16 protein-coding genes are annotated in these 18,976 nt (G+C 74.0%); 5 read left to right on the top strand and 11 right to left on the bottom strand.

Annotated features, from left to right (window positions below):
- Positions 1-133: 133 nt before the first annotated feature.
- Positions 134-1,777 (bottom strand): M28 family metallopeptidase, encoded by a 1,644-nt coding sequence (locus ACFYNS_RS24940; protein ID WP_388605163.1) that lies wholly within the window; start codon positions 1,775-1,777, stop codon positions 134-136.
- Between the two features lie 448 nt (positions 1,778-2,225).
- Between ACFYNS_RS24940 and ACFYNS_RS24935 the strand changes: the two genes are divergently transcribed.
- Positions 2,226-3,452: a DedA family protein gene (locus tag ACFYNS_RS24935; RefSeq protein ID WP_360301199.1), complete on the top strand. Its 1,227-nt coding sequence runs from the start codon at positions 2,226-2,228 to the stop codon at positions 3,450-3,452.
- A gap of 103 nt (positions 3,453-3,555) precedes the next feature.
- On the opposite strand, the gene ACFYNS_RS24930 is transcribed toward ACFYNS_RS24935, so the two are convergent.
- The 5 genes from ACFYNS_RS24930 to ACFYNS_RS24910 form a co-directional block, all read right to left on the bottom strand.
- On the bottom strand, positions 3,556-4,248 hold the full coding sequence (locus ACFYNS_RS24930; protein WP_388605161.1) for a maleylpyruvate isomerase family mycothiol-dependent enzyme: 693 nt from the start codon (positions 4,246-4,248) through the stop codon (positions 3,556-3,558).
- A 117-nt stretch (positions 4,249-4,365) separates the two neighbouring features.
- Positions 4,366-5,979 (bottom strand): tripartite tricarboxylate transporter permease, encoded by a 1,614-nt coding sequence (locus ACFYNS_RS24925; RefSeq protein WP_360301221.1) that lies wholly within the window; start codon positions 5,977-5,979, stop codon positions 4,366-4,368.
- Between the two features lie 2 nt (positions 5,980-5,981).
- A complete protein-coding gene (locus tag ACFYNS_RS24920; RefSeq protein ID WP_388605203.1) occupies positions 5,982-6,587 on the bottom strand; it encodes a tripartite tricarboxylate transporter TctB family protein in 606 nt (201 codons plus the stop codon).
- 173 nt (positions 6,588-6,760) lie between these two features.
- The gene (locus tag ACFYNS_RS24915; protein ID WP_360301208.1) at positions 6,761-7,744 is read right to left on the bottom strand and encodes a tripartite tricarboxylate transporter substrate binding protein; all 984 of its coding nucleotides are present in this window, start codon (positions 7,742-7,744) and stop codon (positions 6,761-6,763) included.
- Positions 7,745-8,002: 258 nt separating this feature from the next.
- Positions 8,003-8,371 (bottom strand): anti-sigma factor antagonist, encoded by a 369-nt coding sequence (locus ACFYNS_RS24910; RefSeq protein ID WP_360301210.1) that lies wholly within the window; start codon positions 8,369-8,371, stop codon positions 8,003-8,005.
- Positions 8,372-8,719: 348 nt separating this feature from the next.
- On the opposite strand from ACFYNS_RS24910, the gene ACFYNS_RS24905 reads away from it, so the two are divergent.
- On the top strand, positions 8,720-9,286 hold the full coding sequence (locus tag ACFYNS_RS24905; RefSeq protein WP_388605158.1) for a cupin domain-containing protein: 567 nt from the start codon (positions 8,720-8,722) through the stop codon (positions 9,284-9,286).
- The gene (locus ACFYNS_RS24900; protein ID WP_388605156.1) at positions 9,283-10,044 is read left to right on the top strand and encodes an SDR family NAD(P)-dependent oxidoreductase; all 762 of its coding nucleotides are present in this window, start codon (positions 9,283-9,285) and stop codon (positions 10,042-10,044) included. The genes ACFYNS_RS24905 and ACFYNS_RS24900 overlap by 4 nt, the downstream gene beginning before the upstream one ends.
- 132 nt (positions 10,045-10,176) lie before the next feature.
- On the opposite strand, the gene ACFYNS_RS24895 is transcribed toward ACFYNS_RS24900, so the two are convergent.
- Together ACFYNS_RS24895 and ACFYNS_RS24890 are read right to left on the bottom strand one after the other, a co-directional pair.
- Positions 10,177-12,639 (bottom strand): ATP-binding cassette domain-containing protein, encoded by a 2,463-nt coding sequence (locus tag ACFYNS_RS24895; protein ID WP_388605155.1) that lies wholly within the window; start codon positions 12,637-12,639, stop codon positions 10,177-10,179.
- 144 nt (positions 12,640-12,783) lie between these two features.
- On the bottom strand, positions 12,784-14,379 hold the full coding sequence (locus ACFYNS_RS24890; protein ID WP_388605154.1) for a hypothetical protein: 1,596 nt from the start codon (positions 14,377-14,379) through the stop codon (positions 12,784-12,786).
- A gap of 112 nt (positions 14,380-14,491) precedes the next feature.
- On the opposite strand from ACFYNS_RS24890, the gene ACFYNS_RS24885 reads away from it, so the two are divergent.
- The gene (locus tag ACFYNS_RS24885; protein ID WP_388605153.1) at positions 14,492-16,045 is read left to right on the top strand and encodes a molybdopterin-dependent oxidoreductase; all 1,554 of its coding nucleotides are present in this window, start codon (positions 14,492-14,494) and stop codon (positions 16,043-16,045) included.
- Positions 16,042-16,689 carry a hypothetical protein gene (locus ACFYNS_RS24880; protein ID WP_388605152.1) on the top strand — a complete coding sequence of 216 codons (648 nt, stop codon included), beginning with the start codon at positions 16,042-16,044 and terminating at the stop codon, positions 16,687-16,689. Before ACFYNS_RS24885 ends, ACFYNS_RS24880 begins: the two co-directional genes overlap by 4 nt.
- On the opposite strand, the gene ACFYNS_RS24875 is transcribed toward ACFYNS_RS24880, so the two are convergent.
- Genes ACFYNS_RS24875 through ACFYNS_RS24865 form a run of 3 tightly spaced genes read right to left on the bottom strand, consistent with a single transcriptional unit; the run spans position 16,641 to position 18,909 of the window.
- Positions 16,641-17,396, bottom strand: a complete 756-nt coding sequence (locus ACFYNS_RS24875; RefSeq protein ID WP_360303202.1) for a class I SAM-dependent methyltransferase — start codon at positions 17,394-17,396, stop codon at positions 16,641-16,643. The two genes, ACFYNS_RS24880 and ACFYNS_RS24875, sit on opposite strands and share 49 nt — an antisense overlap.
- Positions 17,393-18,196: a DUF2064 domain-containing protein gene (locus ACFYNS_RS24870; protein ID WP_360303201.1), complete on the bottom strand. Its 804-nt coding sequence runs from the start codon at positions 18,194-18,196 to the stop codon at positions 17,393-17,395. The genes ACFYNS_RS24875 and ACFYNS_RS24870 overlap by 4 nt, the downstream gene beginning before the upstream one ends.
- Positions 18,193-18,909, bottom strand: a complete 717-nt coding sequence (locus ACFYNS_RS24865) for a glycosyltransferase family 2 protein (protein ID WP_388605150.1) — start codon at positions 18,907-18,909, stop codon at positions 18,193-18,195. Before ACFYNS_RS24865 ends, ACFYNS_RS24870 begins: the two co-directional genes overlap by 4 nt.
- Positions 18,910-18,976 lie beyond the last annotated feature (67 nt).

Here is an 18,976-nt window from a genome sequence, read left to right as displayed (position 1 = left end):
GGGGGGGGGGGGGGGGCGGGCCGCCGGCCCCCCCCCCCCCCCCCCCCCCCCCCCCCCCCCCGCGGCGGCTGCGCGGACACCGGACATGCGGCGCCGGGCGCCCGGCGCCGCACGCGGACCGCCGGGGACCGGGTCAGCGGACCAGGCGGGCGCCCTTGTACGGGCCCATGACCGGCTTGCCGGCCACGGACGGGGCGCCGTCGGCCGACTCCGTGGCGGCCAGACGCTGGGCTGCCGGGCGGTCGGTGCCGCGCGGCAGCGCACTGGTGTCCCACGCGTAGTGGCCGACGGCGTTGGCGATGGCCTTGACGTTCAGGTCGAAGGCGCGGGGGTCGATGTTCCCCAGGGTGTCGCATGCCTGGTGGTAGCAGCCGTCGTAGGCCTCTCCCGCCGTGCCGCCCCACAGTTTCTGCTGCTCGGCGGTCTTGATCCCCTCGGCGCCGGTGAACGTGCCGCCCGAGGGAATGCCCGCCTCGATGAACGGACCGTAGTCGGAGCGGCCGGTGAAGTCGGTGCCGCGGGTCTCCGTCCCACGGGTGGCCAGGAAGTCCACCAGGTCCTTCTCCAGCACCGCCGAGCCCTCCGGACCGGGGCCCGCGCCCGTGCCGTCGGAGTCATCCCCGTCGTACGCGAACATTCCGTAGTTGGGGCTCGCGATCATGTCGAAGTTCAGATACAGCGAGATCTTCCCGCGCTCGGCGGCCGACAGCTCCGACACATAGTGCTCGGCTCCGAGCAGGCCCAGCTCCTCGGCGCTCCACAGCGCGAAGCGGACCTTGTTCGCGTGCTTGCCCTTGTGGTCGGCCCTGGCCAGCTGGAGGGCGGTCTCCAGGACGCCCGCCGAACCGGAGCCGTTGTCGTTGATGCCGGGGCCCTCGGGGACGGAGTCGAGGTGGGCGCCGAGCATCACCGTGTTGTCCGGGTCGCCGCCGCGGGTCTCCGCGAGGACGTTCTGCGTGGTGCGCTGCTCCTGGTGCTCGCGCACCTCCAGGTTGACGGTGACGTCGCCGTCGGCTGCCTGCTCGGCGAGCGCCTCACCGTCGGCCAGGGTGATGCCGCCCGTGGGGATGCGGGCGGCGTCCGGGCTGCCGAGGGTGCCGTTGAGCGCGCCGTCCGTGTTGTTGTAGACCACCGCGCCGACCGCGCCCGCGTCGGCGGCGGTCGCCTGCTTCTGCGCGAACGTGCAGCCGCCCCGCTTGATCAGCGCGATCCTGCCGTCGAACGCGCCCTGTGCGTAGTCGCCGGCCTCGCAGCCCGTGGTGCCGTCTGCGTCGACCGGCACCACCGTGACCGGGGCCTCGATACCGCCCTCGGGGGTGCTCTTCGTGTAGGTCATCAGCGTGATCGGGACGTCGCGCCGGTTCGGGCCGAGCACGGAGAGTTTCTCGGCGAGAGTCTCGCGGAAGGTGAACTCGAACTTCTGATAGGTGACCTTGTAGCCGGCCGCCTTGAGCAGGGCGCCCGCGTAGCGCGCCGAGCGGTCGTGGCCCGCGGAGCCGGCGCCGCGGTTGCCGTCACTGAAGCGGGCGATGGCGCTGAGAGCCGCCAGGTGCTTGCGGGCACCGTGCCCGCTGGTGCGCCGGACCAGTTTCCTGGCCAGCTTGTCGCCCTTCTTCGCGGACTGCCGGGGCGGCTTCCGGTCGGCGGCGGACTGCTCCGCGGCTGCGGGGGACGAGATCAGCAGCAGCGGGGTGGCCAGCGCGGTCGCGGCCAGCGCTGCCACGGATCTCCGGCGCAGCGCGCGCGAGGAGCGGGGGGAGCGGAGCGGTACGGACACAGTCGTGGTCCTTTCGGGGAACGGCTGTTCGACGTGTGGTGCTCTCTGGTGCTCCATGTCCGCGCGTCCGGGATCCGGACGCGCGGACTCGGTGAGAGGGAAGTTAGTGGCCGCCGGGCCTGGAGGGAACGCCTGTGCGTGTACCGCCGCGTCGTCCGCCGGGAAAGCGGCCCGCTCCGGCTCCCGTCCCGGCTCCCGGTTGCGGGGCGGGGTCGGCTACCGGGGGCGGGCTGCGGGCTGCGGAGGCTGGGGACCGGTTCCCGGTTGCGAGCCCCGGGCCTACGGCTCCGGTTCCCGGGCCCGGGAACGGAGCCGGGAACGCGGGGGGCGGGGGCCCGCGTTGGTAGCGTGTAGCGTCCGATACCGCCCGTGTGCCGTTTCTCCGCGCCGCCCACCGGCCCACCGGCCGGGAGACACCCCGCCCCGCGCCCCTGATCAGGAGCCTTCCGTGACCAACCTCGCACTAGGACCCAGCTGGCTGGATCCGGACTTCCTGATCCAGACCTTCGGCCCGGTCGGGATCCTGGCGATCGTCTTCGCGGAGTCGGGTCTGCTCATCGGCTTCTTCCTGCCCGGCGACTCGCTCCTGTTCACCACGGGGCTCCTGATCGTCACCGACCAGCTCCACATGCCGCTGTGGCTGATGTGTCTGCTGATCGTGCTCGCCGCAGTGCTGGGCGACCAGGCCGGGTATCTGTTCGGCAAGAAGGTGGGGCCGACGCTCTTCAAGCGGCCCGACTCGCGGTTCTTCAAGCAGGAGAACGTCGAGAAGGCGCACGAGTTCTTCGAGAAGCACGGCCCGAAGTCGCTGGTGCTGGCCCGGTTCGTACCCATCGTGCGGACGTTCACCCCGATCATCGCCGGTGTCAGCGGGATGCGGTACCGGTCCTTCGTCCTCTTCAACATCATCGGCGGCACCCTGTGGGGCGCGGGCGTCACCCTGCTGGGCGCGGCGCTGGGACAGATCGACCTGGTGCACGAGCACATCGAGTCGTTCCTCGTCGGCATCGTGCTGCTGTCGGTCCTCCCGATCGTGATCGAATACCTGCGCAGCCGCCGCAAGGGCGGTGCCGCCGACGCCGAGGACGAGGCACCGAACTCCCCCGTCCAGGCGCAGGACCACCCTCCGGCCCCGGGCGCCCCCGGCGCTCCCTACGGCGCCTCCGGACACCACCCGGGTGCCGTCGGCAATCACCCGGGCGCCCCCGGCGGACCGGGGCAGGGCCGTCCCGGCCAGGGGCCCCACCAGAGCCAGGGCACCTATCCGGGACAGGACCCGTACCAGGGGCATGGCGCGTATCAGGGGCACGGCGCGTACCAGGGCCAGGGCGGCCAGGCGGCGCCCGGCCACGGACCCGGCGGGACGATGCCTCCCGGTGCTCCCGGTGCTCCCGGTGCTCCTGGCGCGTACGGCAGCAGCCGTCCGCTTCCGCCCGAGGTCCCGTACGGCGCCTCCGGCGGCGGCGCGCCGCAGGGTGCTCCGTACGGTGGGGCGGCGCCTGGGGCCTCCCAGGTTCCCCAGGACCCCTACGGCACGGGCGCGGGGGCGCAGAACCCGCACGGTGCGCCTGGCCCGTACGACGACGGCGCGGCTCCGCAGGGCCCGCCCGCCCCGCCCGAGGATCCGTCCGCTCCCCAGAACCGCACCGGGCGCGGTAGGCACGCCCGCCGCTGAGGCACGTCCGGCGGATCCGCCGACGGCCCGAAGAGGTCCCGGGCCTCCCGAGCAGTCCGGCTCGGCTCAGGAGGCCGGCGTCAGGGCTTCAGGGCGTCAGGGGTCAGGGCGTCAGGGTGCCGGAGAGCAGCTCCAGGCCGGCCTCGCGGTCGCCGTGCCAGGTGACTGTCGCGCTCGTCCGGGGCAACCGGCCCCACAGCAGGAGCAGGAGATGATCCGCGGGCCCCGCGAGTGTGGCGACGGGAGCCCCGGGACCGTACGTCCAGGACGTGCCGAGGTCCGTGGCCGTCAGGCGCAGGGCGCTCCGCGGCGGATGCGTCCGGCCTCGTGCCACCTGTCTGGGCGCCAGGGTGTCGAAGACCTCCGCCACCCCTTCGCCGGCGAGTTCGGGGTCGAGCGGCCGAGCTGCGCCCAGCGCGTTCTCCGCGTCCCACCGGTGTACGAGTGTTTCGAGCGCGCGGCGCCGCTGCCAGAACCCGACGGTGCCCGGTGGGTGGAACGTCCAGGCACGGGCGGCCGGGTCCGTGTTCAGGGCTGTGAGCAGCGTCCGGGAGGTGTCCTCGAACCATCTCGGCAGCTCCGACGGATCGCGGGGAGCCGGAGTGGCCGGGTGGTCACCCCGCTGTTCGGTGACGGCTGTCGCCGCGAACAGATTCGAGCTGCCCAGATGTTCGGCCAGATCATGCAGCGTCCATGTGCCGCAGTGTGCGATCGGTGCGCCCACGTCCCCGTCGAGGTGTCCGTGGAACGTGCTGAGCTCGTCGCGCAGATGGCGGAAGAGCGAATCCGAGTCCATGACCGGCGAAACTAGCTCAGCCCACTGACATCGCGCCCCCGTACGGAATCCGCGTCCCGTCCCGGGCGGGGGGACCGGGACGGGACGCGGGGGTCGGCAGGACCGCCGCCGAAGGGCTCAGTCTCCGCTCACGGCCCGGTCGTTCTCGCTCCTCTCGCCTTTCTCGTTCTTCTCGTTCTTCTGGCCGGTCCCGGCCGCACTCGTGGTGGCGCGCTCTCCGTCCGCGACCGCGGACGGGGCGGGACCGCCGCGCCGTGCCGGCAGCAGACGCTTCAGCAGGGGCCACAGCAGGACGGTCGCGATCACCGCGTAGACGGTGACGGAGAACGGGGTGTCGACCAGCCCCGTGACGTTCCCGTCGCTGATCTGGAGGGCCCTGCGCAGCTGTTGCTCGGCGTTGGGGCCGAGGATGACGCCGATGATCGCGGGGAGCACCGGCAGCCCGTAGCGCCGCATCAGCAGGCCGAGGAGGCCGATGACGAGGAGGATCACCACGTCGACGGCCTGGCCGCCGACCGCGTAGGCACCGACCGCCGCGAAGAAGAGGATCCCCGCGTACAAGTAGGGGCGCGGGACGCGCAGCAGCTTGGACCAGACGGGCGCCAGCGGCAGGTTGAGGACGAGCAGCATCGCCATCCCGATGAAGAGCGAGGCGATCAGCCCCCACACCAGTTCGGGTTCCCGTTCGAAGAGCAGCGGGCCCGGCTGGATGCCGTACTGCTGGAAGGCGGCGAGCATCACGGCGGCGACGGCGGTCGTCGGCAGCCCGAGGGTCAGCATCGAGACGAGCGTGCCCGCCGCCGAGGCGGAGGCGGCCGACTCGGGTCCGGCGACACCCTCGACGGCGCCCTTGCCGAATTCCTTGCGGTGCTTGGAGAGCCGCTTCTCGGTGATGTAGGAGAGGAACGTGGGGATCTCCGCGCCGCCTGCCGGGATCGCCCCGAAGGGGAAGCCGATGAGCGGTCCGCGCAGCCACGGCTTCCAGGTGCGCCGCAGCTCGTCGCGGCCCAGCCACGGGCGGCCCACCGGGATGGAGGTACCGGGGTCGCGCCGCAGGTGCGCGGCGACCCACAGGGCCTCGCCGATGGCGAAGAGGCCGACCGCGACGATCACGACGTCGATGCCGTCCGAGAGCTGCAGGCTGCCGAAGGTCAGCCGCTGCTGGCCGGTCATCTGGTCCAGGCCGACCAGCCCCAGGGTGAGGCCGATCAGCAGGGAGGCGAAGCCGCGGACGCGGGAGGAGCCGAGGACGGAGGTGACGGCGATGAAGGCCATCACCATGATGGCGAAGTAGTCGGGGGCGCCGATGTCCACCGCCAGGCTCGCCACGGTCGGGGCGAGCAGGACGAGGAGGACGGTGCCGATCATGCCGCCCGCGAAGTGTCCGACGGCCGCGGCGGCCAGGGCCTGGGAGCCGCGTCCGGCCTTGGCCATCGGGTTGCCTTCGATGGCGGCGATCACCGCCGCGCTCTCACCGGGGGTGTTGAGCAGGATGGAGGTCGTCGAGCCGCCGAACATCCCGCCGTAGTAGATCCCGGCGAACATGATGAACGCGGCGGTCGGGTCGAGGCCGTAGGTGACGGGCAGCAGCAGTGCGACGGCCATCGCGGGACCGATGCCCGGCAGGACGCCGATGGCGGTGCCCAGCAGCACGCCCACGGCGGCCCACAGCAGGTTGAGCGGGGTCAGCGCGGTGCCGAAGCCGTCGATCAGGGAGTTGACGGAATCCATGGTCACATCACTCCCATCAGTGGTCCGCCCGGCAGATGGACGCCGAGGAGGAGGTGGAAGACGGTGTAGGTGAGCAGCGAGAGCCCGGCGGCGATCAGCGGATCGCGGGTGAGGGCATGGCGGCGGCTGCCCAGCGTGAAGGCCGAGCCCCAGAAGAGCAGGGCGCCGGCGAGGGGGAAGCCGAGCGGCTCGATCAGTGCGGCGAAGGCCAGGAAGACTCCGGCGAGGAGCGTGACGGTACGCCAGTCGCCCGGCTCGTCGTCCTCCGCGCCGACCGCGCCGACCGGGTCGACCCCGCCGACCGCGCCGACCGGGTCGACCCCGCCGACCGCGCCGACGTCCGTTCTGTCCTCCGCGTCCGGCTGCGGGGCCCGTGGGCTCCCCTGCGCCGGTACCGCGGCTTCCTCGCTCCCCTGCGCCGGGTGCGGGGTCTCCGCGTCCCCGGGCTCCGGGAGCGTCGTCGCCCCACCCTCGGCCGTACCGTCTTCGGCGGTGCCGCGCAGGACGTCGACGGTGAGCACGACTGAGACGACCAGCAGGGCCGTCCCGACGACGAGGGGGACCGTGCGGGGGCCGACCGGGCCGCGTGCCGAGGCGACGGTGTCCATGGTGAGCGCATCGCTCAGCACGAGGACGCCGACGGCCAGCAGCAGGGCGCACAGACCGAGTTCGGAGTAGTCGCGGCGCCGTGCGGCACCGGAGCCGGTTCGTGCTCCCTCGCCCTGTCGGTCTGCCCGCGGGCTGCGCGGCAGGCGGGGGAGTCGGGTGCCGTTCGCGTTGCTCACTGCCCCAGCTCCTTCAGGACGGAGTTCACGCGCTCGTCCTCGCGCTTGAGGAAGCGGCCGTACTTGTCGCCGGGCAGCCAGGCGTCTTCCCAGCCGTTGGTCCGCAGCGACTTGCGCCACTGCTCGGAGCGCCGCAACTCGCGCAGGAACCGGACGAGTTTGTCCCGTTGGGCTTCGGAGAGTCCGGGCGGCGCCATCATGCCGCGCCAGTTGGTGAACTCCACGTCGACGCCGGACTCCTTGAGAGTGGGCGCGTCGAAGCCCTCGGCCCGCTTCGGGCCGGTGACGGCGAGCAGCCGCAGCTCGCCGGATTCGATCTGGTCGCGGTATTCGCCCAGGCCGGAGACGCCGAAGGCGACTTTGCCGCCCAGTACGGAGGCCAGCAGCTCGCCGCCGCCGTCGAACGGCACGTAGTTGACCTCCTGGGTCCTGATCCCCGCCGCGCGGGCCATCAGCATCGGTGCGAGGTGGTCGGGGCCGCCTGGTGAGGACCCGCCGCCGACCGGCATGGCGCCCGGGTGCTTCTTCCAGTCGGCCAGCAGCTGGCGGAACGTCTTGTATTTGGAGTTCTTGGCGACGACCACGATGTCGGGCTCCTCCGTGAGCCGGGCGACGGGCGTCGCGTCGGCGAGGGTCGAGGGTGCGTCGTTGGTGTGGACGGCACCGACCACACCGAGGCCCATGGACATCGTCAGCTTGCCGTTGCCGCGCTCGTTGACGAGCCGGCTGAGGCCGACGGTGCCGCCGGCGCCGGGCAGGTTGTAGACCTCGATGTTGTGGTTGAGGCCGGCGTCCTCGGCGTTCTTGGCCGCCGTACGCGCGGTGATGTCGTAGCCGCCGCCGGGGGTGTTGGGCACCATGAAGCGCAGACCGGGGATGTTCGTGCCGCCCGAGGTGCCGCTGCCGGAAGTGATCAGCGGGGGTACGAGCAGCACGACCGCCGCGGCGGCCAGGGGGGAGAGCAGGGCGCGCGAGCGCACGCGGAACACCGCCTTTCCGAGGCAGTCCGGGGGGACGGGGGGAAGGCCCACATGCTGCCCGGGCGGCGGGGCGGTGTCTGCCCTCGTACAGCAAGAAAAGTATTGGTCGTTGTGGTCGTTGTGGTCCCGCTTCCGTGGCGCTCGGAGCAGGGCGCCGTCCGGGCACCGGAGGGCGGTGCGCGGGGGCGGTGCGTGGCCGGACGCCCGGTGGCTCTTCCGGCCCGGAGCCGCGGCGGAAGCCGGCCGGGGGCCGGGGGCTCAGCGCAGGTCTTCGGCGGGAGGCAGGGCCGCGTCGAGGGCGTCCACGGAGGGGTACCGGGGCAGGGACCGGCCCAGTTCCAGCCGCCGCAGCAGTCTGCCGACCGGCAGCTGCCCGCAGAGCAGCACCAGCCAGCCCTCCCGGGCGAGCGCGGTCGAGCGGGCCCGCAGCAGGACGCGGAGCACTGAGCAGTCCAGGAACGTCACGTCCCGCATGTCCAGGACCACCCGGGGCGGCGCGGTCTCCGAGAGGGCCCGGACCAGGTCGCTCTCCAGCTCGGGCAGCGTCGCGATGTCCAGTTCGCCCCTCGCGCGTACGGTCCGGAACCGGGCGGAGCCCGGGGTGTCGGAGCGCGGAACGGCGACCATCGAAGACCCCTTCCACTGACGGTCGGTACGGAGGGTTGGGCGGATCGGGCGGGTGGTGCGGCGACAGGACAAGGGGAGACGGGAGCGAGGAGCGAGGGGGGGTGGTGGAGCGACGTGGGCGCCGATCGGGCCGTGCGCGCGACGCGACCGGCGGTACGGCCGTTCGGCCGGGTCCGAGGCCGAACATGTGCACTCTAAACATGTCCTGGGGCCGCTGAGGCACGAGTGCGGACACCGAACCCCTCAGTGCCTCGATCTCACCCGTCCGAGTGACAGCAGAGTCCTGCGGAGCCGCGAGGGGCGCATGGAGGGCGCATGGCGGACGCACCGCCGGGGCAGGGCTGAGGAATGCGACGCGAGGCGGGAGACGAGGCACGCGCGACAGCGGAGGCACTGGCAGCGCACTACGGACTTGAGCCGCTGCCACGCGAGGGCGGCCGGTTCCGACGGCTGTGGGCGGGACCCGAACGCGGCGACGGCCGGCCGGAGGGCTCCGCGATCGTGATGCTGCTGACCGGCGCCCCGGACGACTACTGCGCGCTGCACCGGCTGCCCTCCGACGAGGTGTGGCACCACTATCTGGGCTCCCCGCTGGAGTTGCTGCTGCTCGGGCCCGAGGGCATGGTACGGACACCGGTGCTCGGGTCCGACGTGCTGGGTGCGGGACACCATGTGCAGTTCACGGTGCCCGCCGGTACCTGGATGGGGGCGCGGGTCGCCCGGCACGGCACGGGCGAGCCGGTACCGGGCGAGCCGGGGCCCGGCGAGCCGCGGGGCCGGGCGGGTGCGTGGACGCTGTTCGGCTGCACGATGGCCCCCGGCTACACCGACGCGGACTACGAGCACGGCGACGCGGAGGCGCTGGTCCGCGCGTACCCCGAGCACGCGGGGCTGATCCGGGAGCTGGCCCGATGAACGCGGCGGCGGGGCGCACGGTGCTGGTGACGGGCGCCTCCGGCGGCATCGGGCGCGGCATCGCCCTGCGGTTCGCGGCGGCGGGCGCACCGGTGGCGGTGCACTACCGCGGTGATCCGGAGGGGGCCCGCGCGACTGTCGCCGCGATCGAGCGGGACGGCGGCGCAGCGCTGGCCCTGCACGGTGAACTGACCACGCAGGAGGGCTGCCGTGCCGTGGTCGCCGAGGCGGCCGGGTGGCGCGCTGCGGGGCTCGGCGCGCTGGTCAACAACGCGGGGGTGCAGCCCGTGCGGGAGCTGGCCGGGATGGCCGTGGAGGAGTGGCGCGCGGTCGTCGACACCAACCTCTCCAGCGTCTTCTGCTGCACCCAGGCGGCGGCTCCGCTGCTGGCGGAGCGCGGCGCCGGCAGCATCACGCACGTCGCCTCCGTCGAGGCGGCGCAGCCCGCGCCGGGGCACGCGCACTACGCCGCGTCCAAGGCCGCGATCGTCGCGCACGCCCGGGCCGCCGCGCTGGAGTACGGGCCGCTCGGGGTGCGGGTGAACACCGTCTCGCCCGGGCTGGTGGCGCGGGACGGCATCGAGGAGCAGTGGCCCGAGGGCGTGCGGCGCTGGCGCGCGGCAGCGCCGGACGGGCGGCTGGGCACCGCGGAGGACGTGGGGGACGCGTGCGTGTTCCTCGCCTCGCCGCGGGCCCGCTGGATCAACGGGCACGATCTCGTGCTGGACGGCGGGGTGTCGGCCCGGCCCTCGTGGTGACCTCGCCCTCGTGGTGACCCGGCCCCCTTGGTGCCTGGCCGACACGCCCGGACCCGGTCCCGGTGATGACCTGGCCGGCACCCCGCCTACGGTCGCGGAGCGCGGAGCGCCGGGTGAGCGCCCCAGGTCGGCTCAGTCGGCGGGCCGTGCGGCCTGCGCTCCGACATAGTCGCGCAGGTGCAGCGCCGTCAGGGTGCCGCCCTTGGCGACGAGTTCGGCGGGCGATCCGGTGAACAGCACCTCCCCGCCGTCGTGCCCGCCGCCAGGACCGAGGTCGATGATCCAGTCCGCGTGGGCCATCACCGCCTGGTGGTGCTCGATGACGACGACCGAGTTGCCGTCCTCGACCAGCCGGTCCAGCAGCGCCAGCAGTTGGTCGACGTCGGCCATGTGCAGCCCCGTCGTCGGCTCGTCCAGGACGTAGGTCGCGGCCTTCTCCGCCATGTGGATGGCCAGCTTCAGCCGCTGGCGCTCGCCGCCGGACAGCGTGTTGAGCGGCTGCCCCAGCCGCAGGTAGCTCAGGCCGACGTCCCCGAGACGGCCCAGGATCGTGGCGGCCTGCCCGGTGGGGAAGAACGCGGCAGCCTCGGCCACCGACATGCCCAGCACTTCGCTGATGTTCTTGCCGCGCAGCGTGTACTCCAGCACCGCCGGGGTGAAGCGCTTGCCCTCGCACTTCTCGCACACCGAGGAGACGCCGGCCATCATCGCCAGATCGGTCCAGACGAGGCCGATGCCGTTGCAGTTCGGGCAGGCGCCCGCCGAGTTGGCCGAGAACAGTGCCGGCTTGACGCCGTTGGCCTTGGCGAAGGCCGTGCGGATGGGCCCGAGCAGCCCGGTGTAGGTGGCCGGATTGCTGCGGCGGGAGCCGCGGATGGGGGACTGGTCGGCCACCCGTACGCCGTCCCGCCCGGAGAGGTAGCCGTGGATCAGGGAGCTCTTGCCGGACCCCGCCACGCCCGTGACGACGGTGAGGACGCCCAGCGGGATGTCCACGTCGACGTTCTTGAGGTTGTGCAGATCCGCTCCGGTGATCCGGACCGCGCCCTTGGGCTCACGGACGGTCTCGCGCAGCCGGGCGCGGTGGTGGAGATGGCGGCCGGTGAGCGTCCCGGAGGCGCGCAGCCCGGGCACGTCACCCTCGTAGCAGATCCGGCCGCCCTCGGTGCCCGCGCCGGGACCGAGGTCGACGACGTGGTCGGCGACGGCGACGACCTCCGGCTTGTGCTCGACCACCAGGACGGTGTTGCCCTTGTCGCGCAGGAGCAGCAGCAGTTCGTTCATCCGCTGGATGTCGTGCGGGTGCAGGCCGATGGTGGGCTCGTCGAAGACGTAGGTGACGTCGGTGAGGCTGGAGCCGAGGTGGCGCACCATCTTGACCCGCTGCGCCTCGCCGCCGGAGAGGGTCCCGGCCGGGCGGTCCAGACTCAGATAGCCCAGTCCGATGTCGACCAGGGAGTCGAGCGTCTGGCAGAGCGCGTCGCGCAGCGGCGCCACATTGGCCTGTCCTCCGCTCGCCGCGTGCTGCTCCCCTTCCCCGGAGTCCCCGGAGTCCCCGGAGTCCCCGGAGTCCCCGGAGTCCCCGGAGTCCCCGGAGTCCCCGGAGTCCCCGGAGTCCCCGGACTCCCGGCCATCCCCGGACGGCGGCCGGGAGTCCGGGGCGGTGCCGGCCAGCCCGCGCACGAACGGGGCGAGGTCGCTGATCTGCATCGCGGCGCAGTCGGCGATGTTCCGCCCGCCGATCCGGGACGAGAGCGCCGCCTGGCTGAGTCGGCTGCCGCCGCACGCCGGGCAGTCGGTGTAGACGACGGCCCGGTCGACGAACTCCCGTATGTGGGACTGCAGTGCCTCCCGGTCCTTGGACAGGTAGGTGCGCCGGATGCGGGCGACCACACCCTCGTAGGTGAGATTGGAGGTGCCGACCTTGACCTTCGTCATCGGCTTGTACAGCAGTGCGTCCCACTCCTGCGGGGTGAAGTCGCGCACCTTCTTGTCCGGGTCGAAGAATCCGGAGTTGACGACCACCTGCCAGAACCAGCTGTCCACCGCGAACCCCGGTGCGGTGATCGCTCCGTCGCGTACGGACAGCCCGGTGTCGACGAGCTGCCCGGTGTCGACGGTCGTGGCCCGGCCCAGTCCCTCGCACTCGGCGCACATGCCCTCGGTGCTGTTGAAGCTGAACGCGGTCGCGGGGCCGACGTAGGGGGTGCCCAGGCGGCTGAAGAGGATCCGCAGCATCGTGTAGGCGTCGGTGGCGGTGCCCACGGTGGAGCGGGAGTTGGCCCCCATCCGCTCCTGGTCGACGACGATCGCGGCGCTCAGGTTGCGCAGGCTGTCCACGTCGGGGCGGCCCAGGCTCGGCATGAACGACTGGACGAACGCCGTGTACGTCTCGTTGATCAGCCGCTGCGACTCCGCCGCGACCGTTCCGAAGACGAGCGAGGACTTCCCCGACCCGGAGACTCCGGTGAAGACTGTCAGCCTGCGCTTGGGCAGGTCGAGGGAGACGTCCGCGAGGTTGTTCTCGCGCGCTCCGCGCACTTCGATGACTGAGTGGCTGTCGGCGGGCGTCAGCGGTGTGTTCTGGGCCGGCATCCTTGTTCTCCTAGGTTCCCGGCCGGCGACCCGCGCCGGCCGGCGCAACGGAAGTGCTCGACCGGCCAGCCTAGGGAACGGGTGTGACAATCGGTGCGGCTCGCCGGCCGGTCAGCGCCGGCTCGCCAGCGGTCGGCCGCGGGCTCACCAGCCGGTCAGCAGCAGGTGGTTGACCGCCAGCGCGGTCGCCGCCTGCGCCGCCAGCCAGTACCGCGCGCCCCGCCGCGGCAGCAGCGCCGCCGCGGGCAGCAGCCAGGTGAGGAAGGGCAGCCAGATCCGCTCGGTCTCGGCCTTGCTCATGCCGGACAGGTCGGCGACGGCGATCGTCAGCACCGCGGCGGCCACCACCGCCGCGAGCCGTGCCCGGCTGTCCGGACCGGCCGCCGCGAGCTCGCCGTCCGGCTGCCGGGCCCGCAGCCGTACGGCGGCCCGCCGCCCGATCCGCGCGGTCGACACCAGCGCACGCCGCGCCCCGGCGACCGCAGCGGGTCCGGCAGCGGTGACGGCGCAGGCGAGATTGCCCCACACCCAGTAGCTGAACGGCCTGATGCGTGCGGCCCCTTCGTAGTAGCGCTCGGTCAGCAGCCGGTAGCCCTCCCACCAGTTGAAGCCCGCGAGGGTGAAGGCGGCCGCCACCACGGCGACCCCGGCCAGCACCCATGGCAGGGGCCGCAGGGTGCGGGACAGGGCGAGCACGGTCAGGCCGAGCAGGGCGCACAGGGTCAGTCCGTACGACAGGTAGCAGGTGAGCCCGAACAGCAGCCCGGCGGCGAACGCGACGGCGCGCGGCGCGCGGACCGCGCCGGCACCCGAGCGGGCGGCCAGGGCGAGGAGGGCCAGCGCCCAGGCGGCCACCGCGGTGAAGTAGCCGTCAGCGGAGACCCCCACCCACACGGCGGTGGGCGCCAGGACGAGGAACGGTGCCGCGCTGCGGGCGTGCTCCTCGTCCGTGAGCGCGCGCAGGGCCACCAGGACGGCGGCCGCGGCGGACGCGCCGACGGTGATGACCCAGGTGGAGGCCCACGGGCCGCCGCCGAGCCCCACCCGGTCGAGTCCGACGAAGGTGAGCACCGCGGCGGGCGGGTGGCCCGCCACATGGGGCACCCAGTTGTCCGGGGAGTGCAGCAGGATGTGGTCGGTGAAGGTGCGCAGCGCGGCACCGGCGTCCGCGAACCGGTCGATCTCCTGGAGGTACTCGTAGGCGGACGTCAGTTGGTTCTCCACGCCCCGGTGCCAGCCGTCCACCATCGCCAGCGACCAGATCCACGCCATGGACGCGAGCCAGACCGCGGGCAGCAGCCGCCGCCACCGCAGCCGTGCGGCCAGCGCGGGCCCGTAGCCCAGCACGGCTCCGGCCACCAGCAGCGCGGCCGGCGTACCCGGGCCCACGTGCGGTTCCAGGTGGGCGTAGTAGGGCGGCCAGTGGACCCGCAGGGTGCCGTGTTCCCGCTCGATGGCGCCGCCGATGACGACGGCAGCGGTCACCAGTGCCCCGGCCGCCGCCACGACGGCCAGGTCGGGGCGCAGCCCGCGCGGCCACGCCCCGGGGCCCCGCCACCGGGAGCGGGTGCGCGGGACGGTGCCGGCCCCGCGCTGGTGCGGGGCCCGGGCGCCGCCGGGCGCGCGCGCCCCCGGGGCGTGCGTTGTGCGCCCCTGCTGGTGGTCGGGCGCGTCCGGGGCTCCGGGTGCGGATCCGGCCTCGGCGCTGTCCGGGCGGGTGGAGGAGGGTTCGGCAGCCACAGGGGCACGTTAGGCCGCGCGGGGCCGTGCGGGGGCCACCAGGGGAGGATGTCAGCGTTTCGTCATGGGTTCCGGGCCCCCGCGGAGCCGTCCGTGCGCATACGGTCGCCGCATGGGCGACCACCGCACCCTTCGACCACCCCCGTCCCCCCGGCTCCCCACCGATCCCCGCTTCTGGCGCAGCCCGCTGCGCGGCCCCTGGCTGACGGCGCTGCTCGGCGTCGTGCTGCTGCTCGGCATCACCGTGCTGTTCGTCACCGGGCTGCTGTCGTACGCGGCCTACAACCCGGACCTGGCCGCCCCCAACGACCGGACACCGGACCGCGGGCTGCTGGGGTTCTACCTGTTCGCCTGGCCGACCGATCCCTACTGGCTCTACCGGCTCACCCAGGGAGTGCACGTCACACTCGGTGTGGTGCTCGTCCCCGTGCTGCTGGCGAAGCTCTGGTCGGTCGTCCCCAAGCTGTTCACCCTGCCGCCGGCGCGTTCGGCGGCGCACGCGCTGGAGCGGATCTCGCTGCTCCTGCTCGTGGGAGGCGTCCTGTTCGAGTTCGTCACGGGGCTGCTGAACGTCCAGCTCGATTACCTGTTCCCCGGCTCGTTCTACCCGCTGCACTTCTACGGTGCCTGGGTGTTCATCTCCGCTTTCGTGGTGCACGTCGTCCTGCGGCTGCCGAAGGCACTCCAGGCGCTGCGGAACGGGGCACCGCGCGACTTCGCCTCCGGCGGCGCCGGACGGGCCGGGCGTGAGGAGCGCGCGGCCCGCCGGTACGAAGCGGCCGCCGAGCGGGCCGGTACCAAGGAGCCCGGGCCGGGCGAGGCCGAGGCCGAGGAGCGCGCCGCCGCCGACGAGTCCGGCGGAGCGGAGGAGCGGACCGCCGCCGGGGAGTACGACGAGGGCGGGGAGCAGGACGGCCCCGAGGAGTACCACCGGCCCGGCGGGCGGGCCGCGGGCGGGACGCCCGAGCGCGCCCATCCGGGAGCACGTGAGCCGGACCTGGACACCGGGCTGGTCGCGCCCCGTCCGGCGGCGCCGACCCTGACGCGGCGCGGCGCGCTCGCTGCGGTGGGCGGCGGATCCGTGCTGCTGCTGGCGGTGACCGTCGGCCAGAACTTCGACGGACTGCCCCGCCGCACCGCCCTGCTGGCGCCGCACGGCGGGCCGGAGCCGGGGACCGGCGCGAACGCCTTCCAGATCAACAAGACGGCTGCCGCCGTCGGCGTCACCGACGCGGAGACCGGAGCGGGCTGGCGGCTGACCCTGGAGCGCCCGGGCGGACGCACGCAGCGCCTCTCGCGGGCCGATCTGTTGGCCATGCCGCAGCACACCGCCGCGCTGCCGATCGCCTGCGTGGAGGGCTGGTCGACCTCCGACCAGCACTGGAGCGGCGTGCGGCTGCGCGACCTGGCGGAGTTGGCCGGGTTCGACCCCCGGGACGGAATGCCCGGGGTGTTCGTCGCCTCCCTGCAACGCTCCGGCGCCTTCCGGCACGCCGCGCTGCGGGACAACCAGGTGCGCGACCCGCGGTCCCTGCTGGCGCTGCGCGTGGGTGGTGAGGATCTCTCCCTCGACCACGGCTACCCGGCGCGCGTCATCGTTCCGGCCGCGCCCGGGGTGCACAACACCAAGTGGGTGCAGCGGCTGGCGTTCGGAGCGGACCGATGAGCGGCGGCCCCGAGGAAGCCGCCGCGGGCGGCGAGGCGGACGGCCGGGCGGGTGCCGGGGCGGAGGCCGCCCGGGAGCCGGGAGCAGGGCCGAAGCCGGGAGCAGACCCGGAGCCCGGAGCGGACCGGGAGCCGGGAGCCGCTCGGCAGCCGGGAGCCGCCGGGCTGCGCCGACTGCTGGGCAGCCCGTTCCAGATCGTCCTGCTGCTGGCCTCGTTCGTGCTCGCCGGATACGCGGGCGCACGCTTCCTGGCGGACGACTGGCTCGGGGTCGCGGTCTGGTTCGTGGGCGCGGCGCTGCTGCACGACCTGGTGCTGGTGCCGCTGTACTCGCTGGCCGACCGGGTGCCCCGGCTCGCCGGACGGTACGTCAACCACCTGCGGATCCCGGCCCTGCTCTCCCTCCTGCTGCTGCTGGTCTGGTTCCCGCTGATCACCGGACCGGCCGACCGGTACGCGGGACTCACCGGACGGCCGGACGGCAACAACGGCTACGCGCTGCACTGGCTGTGGCTGACCCTCGGCCTGTTCGCCGTCTCGGGACTGTGGCTGGCCGCGCGGACCCTGCGCGGCCGCCGGGACCGGCAGCCGGCCCCTCAGGGGCGCCGCAGCGCGACGAACGAGCGCCCGCCGGACTCCCACTGACCCGCGGTCGTCCACCCGGCGGGCGCCGCGTACCGCAGCAGGGCCGCGGTGCCCAGCCGGGCCCAGGGGAACGGCCGGCCGCTGCCGGGCTGCGCGTGGTGCACGCCGCGCCCGTCGTCGATGCGCACCTGGGCCCGCTCGTCCACGTCCAGGGGCGAGGTCTCGGCCAGCAGCAGCCCGTCCGGCGCCAGGAGCCGGGCGCAGCGCTCCAGCAGCGCCTCGGGGGCGCCGCCGATGCCGAGGTTGCCGTCCATCAGCAGCACGCTGCCCCACCGGCCCTCCCCGGGCAGTGGTTCGAAGACCGAGCGGTGCAGCGCGGTACCGCCGAGACCGACGGTGCGGGCGACCGCCTCCGGGCTCACGTCGATGCCCAGCACCCGGTGGCCGAGCGAGGAGAGGGCCGCCACCAGCCTGCCGGGTCCGCACCCCACGTCCAGCACCGCGCCCTCGCAGCGGCGCAGCACCGACATGTCGGCGGAGTCCGCGCTCGCGCACCAGCGCTCCACCTCCAGCGGCAGCAGCCAGCCGTCGCTGCGCCGCAGGAAGAGCGGGCCGCGGCCGCTGCGGAGCGCGTCCGCGTACGGGTCGGCGCCCCACGGGGTGCCCGGGGCGTCCTTCTTCTCGGGTGCCGCAGCGGTGCCCGCCGGGGCCGCCGCGTCCGCGGGTGCCGCCTGGTGCGGGGGCGTGGCGCGTGTGGTGGCCGTCATGGGGCGGCCGTCCGGTGCGGCGCGGCCTCTTCCGGGGACCGGCCCGCGGGGATGCCGGTGCGGTAGGGCCGCAGTTCCGGTACCGCCGCCACGGCGGCCGCGAATCGGCTGCCCGGGGCCTCGGCGGCGACCCGCACCGCGTCCTCGGCGGTGTCCACGTCGCGCAGCGCGGGCAGTCGGCGTACCCGCAGCCCCTCCTGGGCGAGCCGGTCGAGTTGTGCCTGCCCGGTCGTGGCCGTGGACATCGGAACCCCGCGCAGCAGTGCGGGATCCGGGCGGGCCAGCCCCAGCGTCCAGAAGCCGCCGTCCAGCGCGGGCCCGAACCAGGCGTCGCACTCCCGCCAGCCGTCCGGGCCGAGCGCGGGTTCCAGCAGTGCGGGTGTCACCTGCGGGGTGTCCATCCCCACGAGCAGCGCCGGGCCGGTGCCCGCTGCGGCGAACGCCGCGGCCAGCCGCTCGTCCAGGCCGCCGGAGCACTGCGGCACGACGTCGAACCCGGGCGGCAGCCACTCGCCGGGCTGTCCGGACAGCACCAGCATCCGGCGCGCGGCGGGCATGGCTCGCACGGCTTCCAGCGTGTCGTGGAGCGCGGCCGCAGCCAGCCGGGCCGCCTGCTGCGGGGTGCACGGCGGGCACAGCCGCGTCTTGGCCCGCCCGGGCAGCGGCTCCTTGGCGATGACGAGCAGGGTGGTGGTTCCCTCCGGGGAGGTTCCTTCCGGAGTGGCTCCTGCCGGGGCGGCTCCTGATGTGGTGGCTCCCTCCGGGGTGGTTCCCTCGGCGGGACGGGACGGCGTCGTCATCGGGCAGCCTCCTGTTCGGTGACGGGCGGCTCCTGGAGCACCGCCCGCATGTCGCGTACCGCGTGCCAGGTGCCCCGCCAGGTGCCGGTCACCTTGGACTTGCCGGTGCGCGGGCGGTAGGGCACGTCGCGCTCCTCGATGCGCCACCCGGCGTCCGCCGCCCGCACGACCATCTGGAGTGGGTATCCGCTGCGCCGGTCCGTCAGTCCGAGCGCCAGCAGCGCTTCGCGGCGGGCCGCGCGCAGCGGGCCCAGATCGTGCAGCCGTACGCCGGTGCGCGCGTGCAGCATCCGGGAGAGCGCGAGGTTGCCCGCGCGGGCGTGCGCGGGCCACGCACCGCGCGTCTGCGGGCGCCTGCGGCCCAGGACGAGGTCGCTGCGGCCCTCCCGCACCGCCTCCACGAACGGCACCAGGAGGGCGGGGTCGAGCGAGGCGTCGCAGTCGCAGAAGCAGACGATGTCCGCCTCGGCGGCCGTCAGCCCCGCGTGGCAGGCGGCGCCGAAGCCGCGCCGGGACTCGGAGACGACGGTCGCGCCCAGTCCGCGTGCCGTGGCCGCCGAGTCGTCCGTGGAGCCGTTGTCGACGACGATCGCGCGCCAGCCCGGGGGGATCCGCTCCAGCACCCAGGGCAGCGCCTCTTCCTCGTCGAGGCAGGGGAGTACGACATCGACACCGGGCACGGGCACGGCCTCCTTCGGACGGGGTTCGATCACGCTCCGCACACCCTACGGAGCCAAAAGCGACATTCCAGACTTCGCGTTCTTACGAAACACGGACATC

Origin of the sequence: Streptomyces sp. NPDC006925 (assembly GCF_042869575.1) — a bacterium.
In the GTDB taxonomy this organism is placed as follows: Bacteria; Actinomycetota; Actinomycetes; order Streptomycetales; family Streptomycetaceae; genus Streptomyces.
The sequence above is the reverse complement of the archived record's forward strand: the minus strand, read 5'-3'. Positions and strand labels throughout refer to the sequence as shown.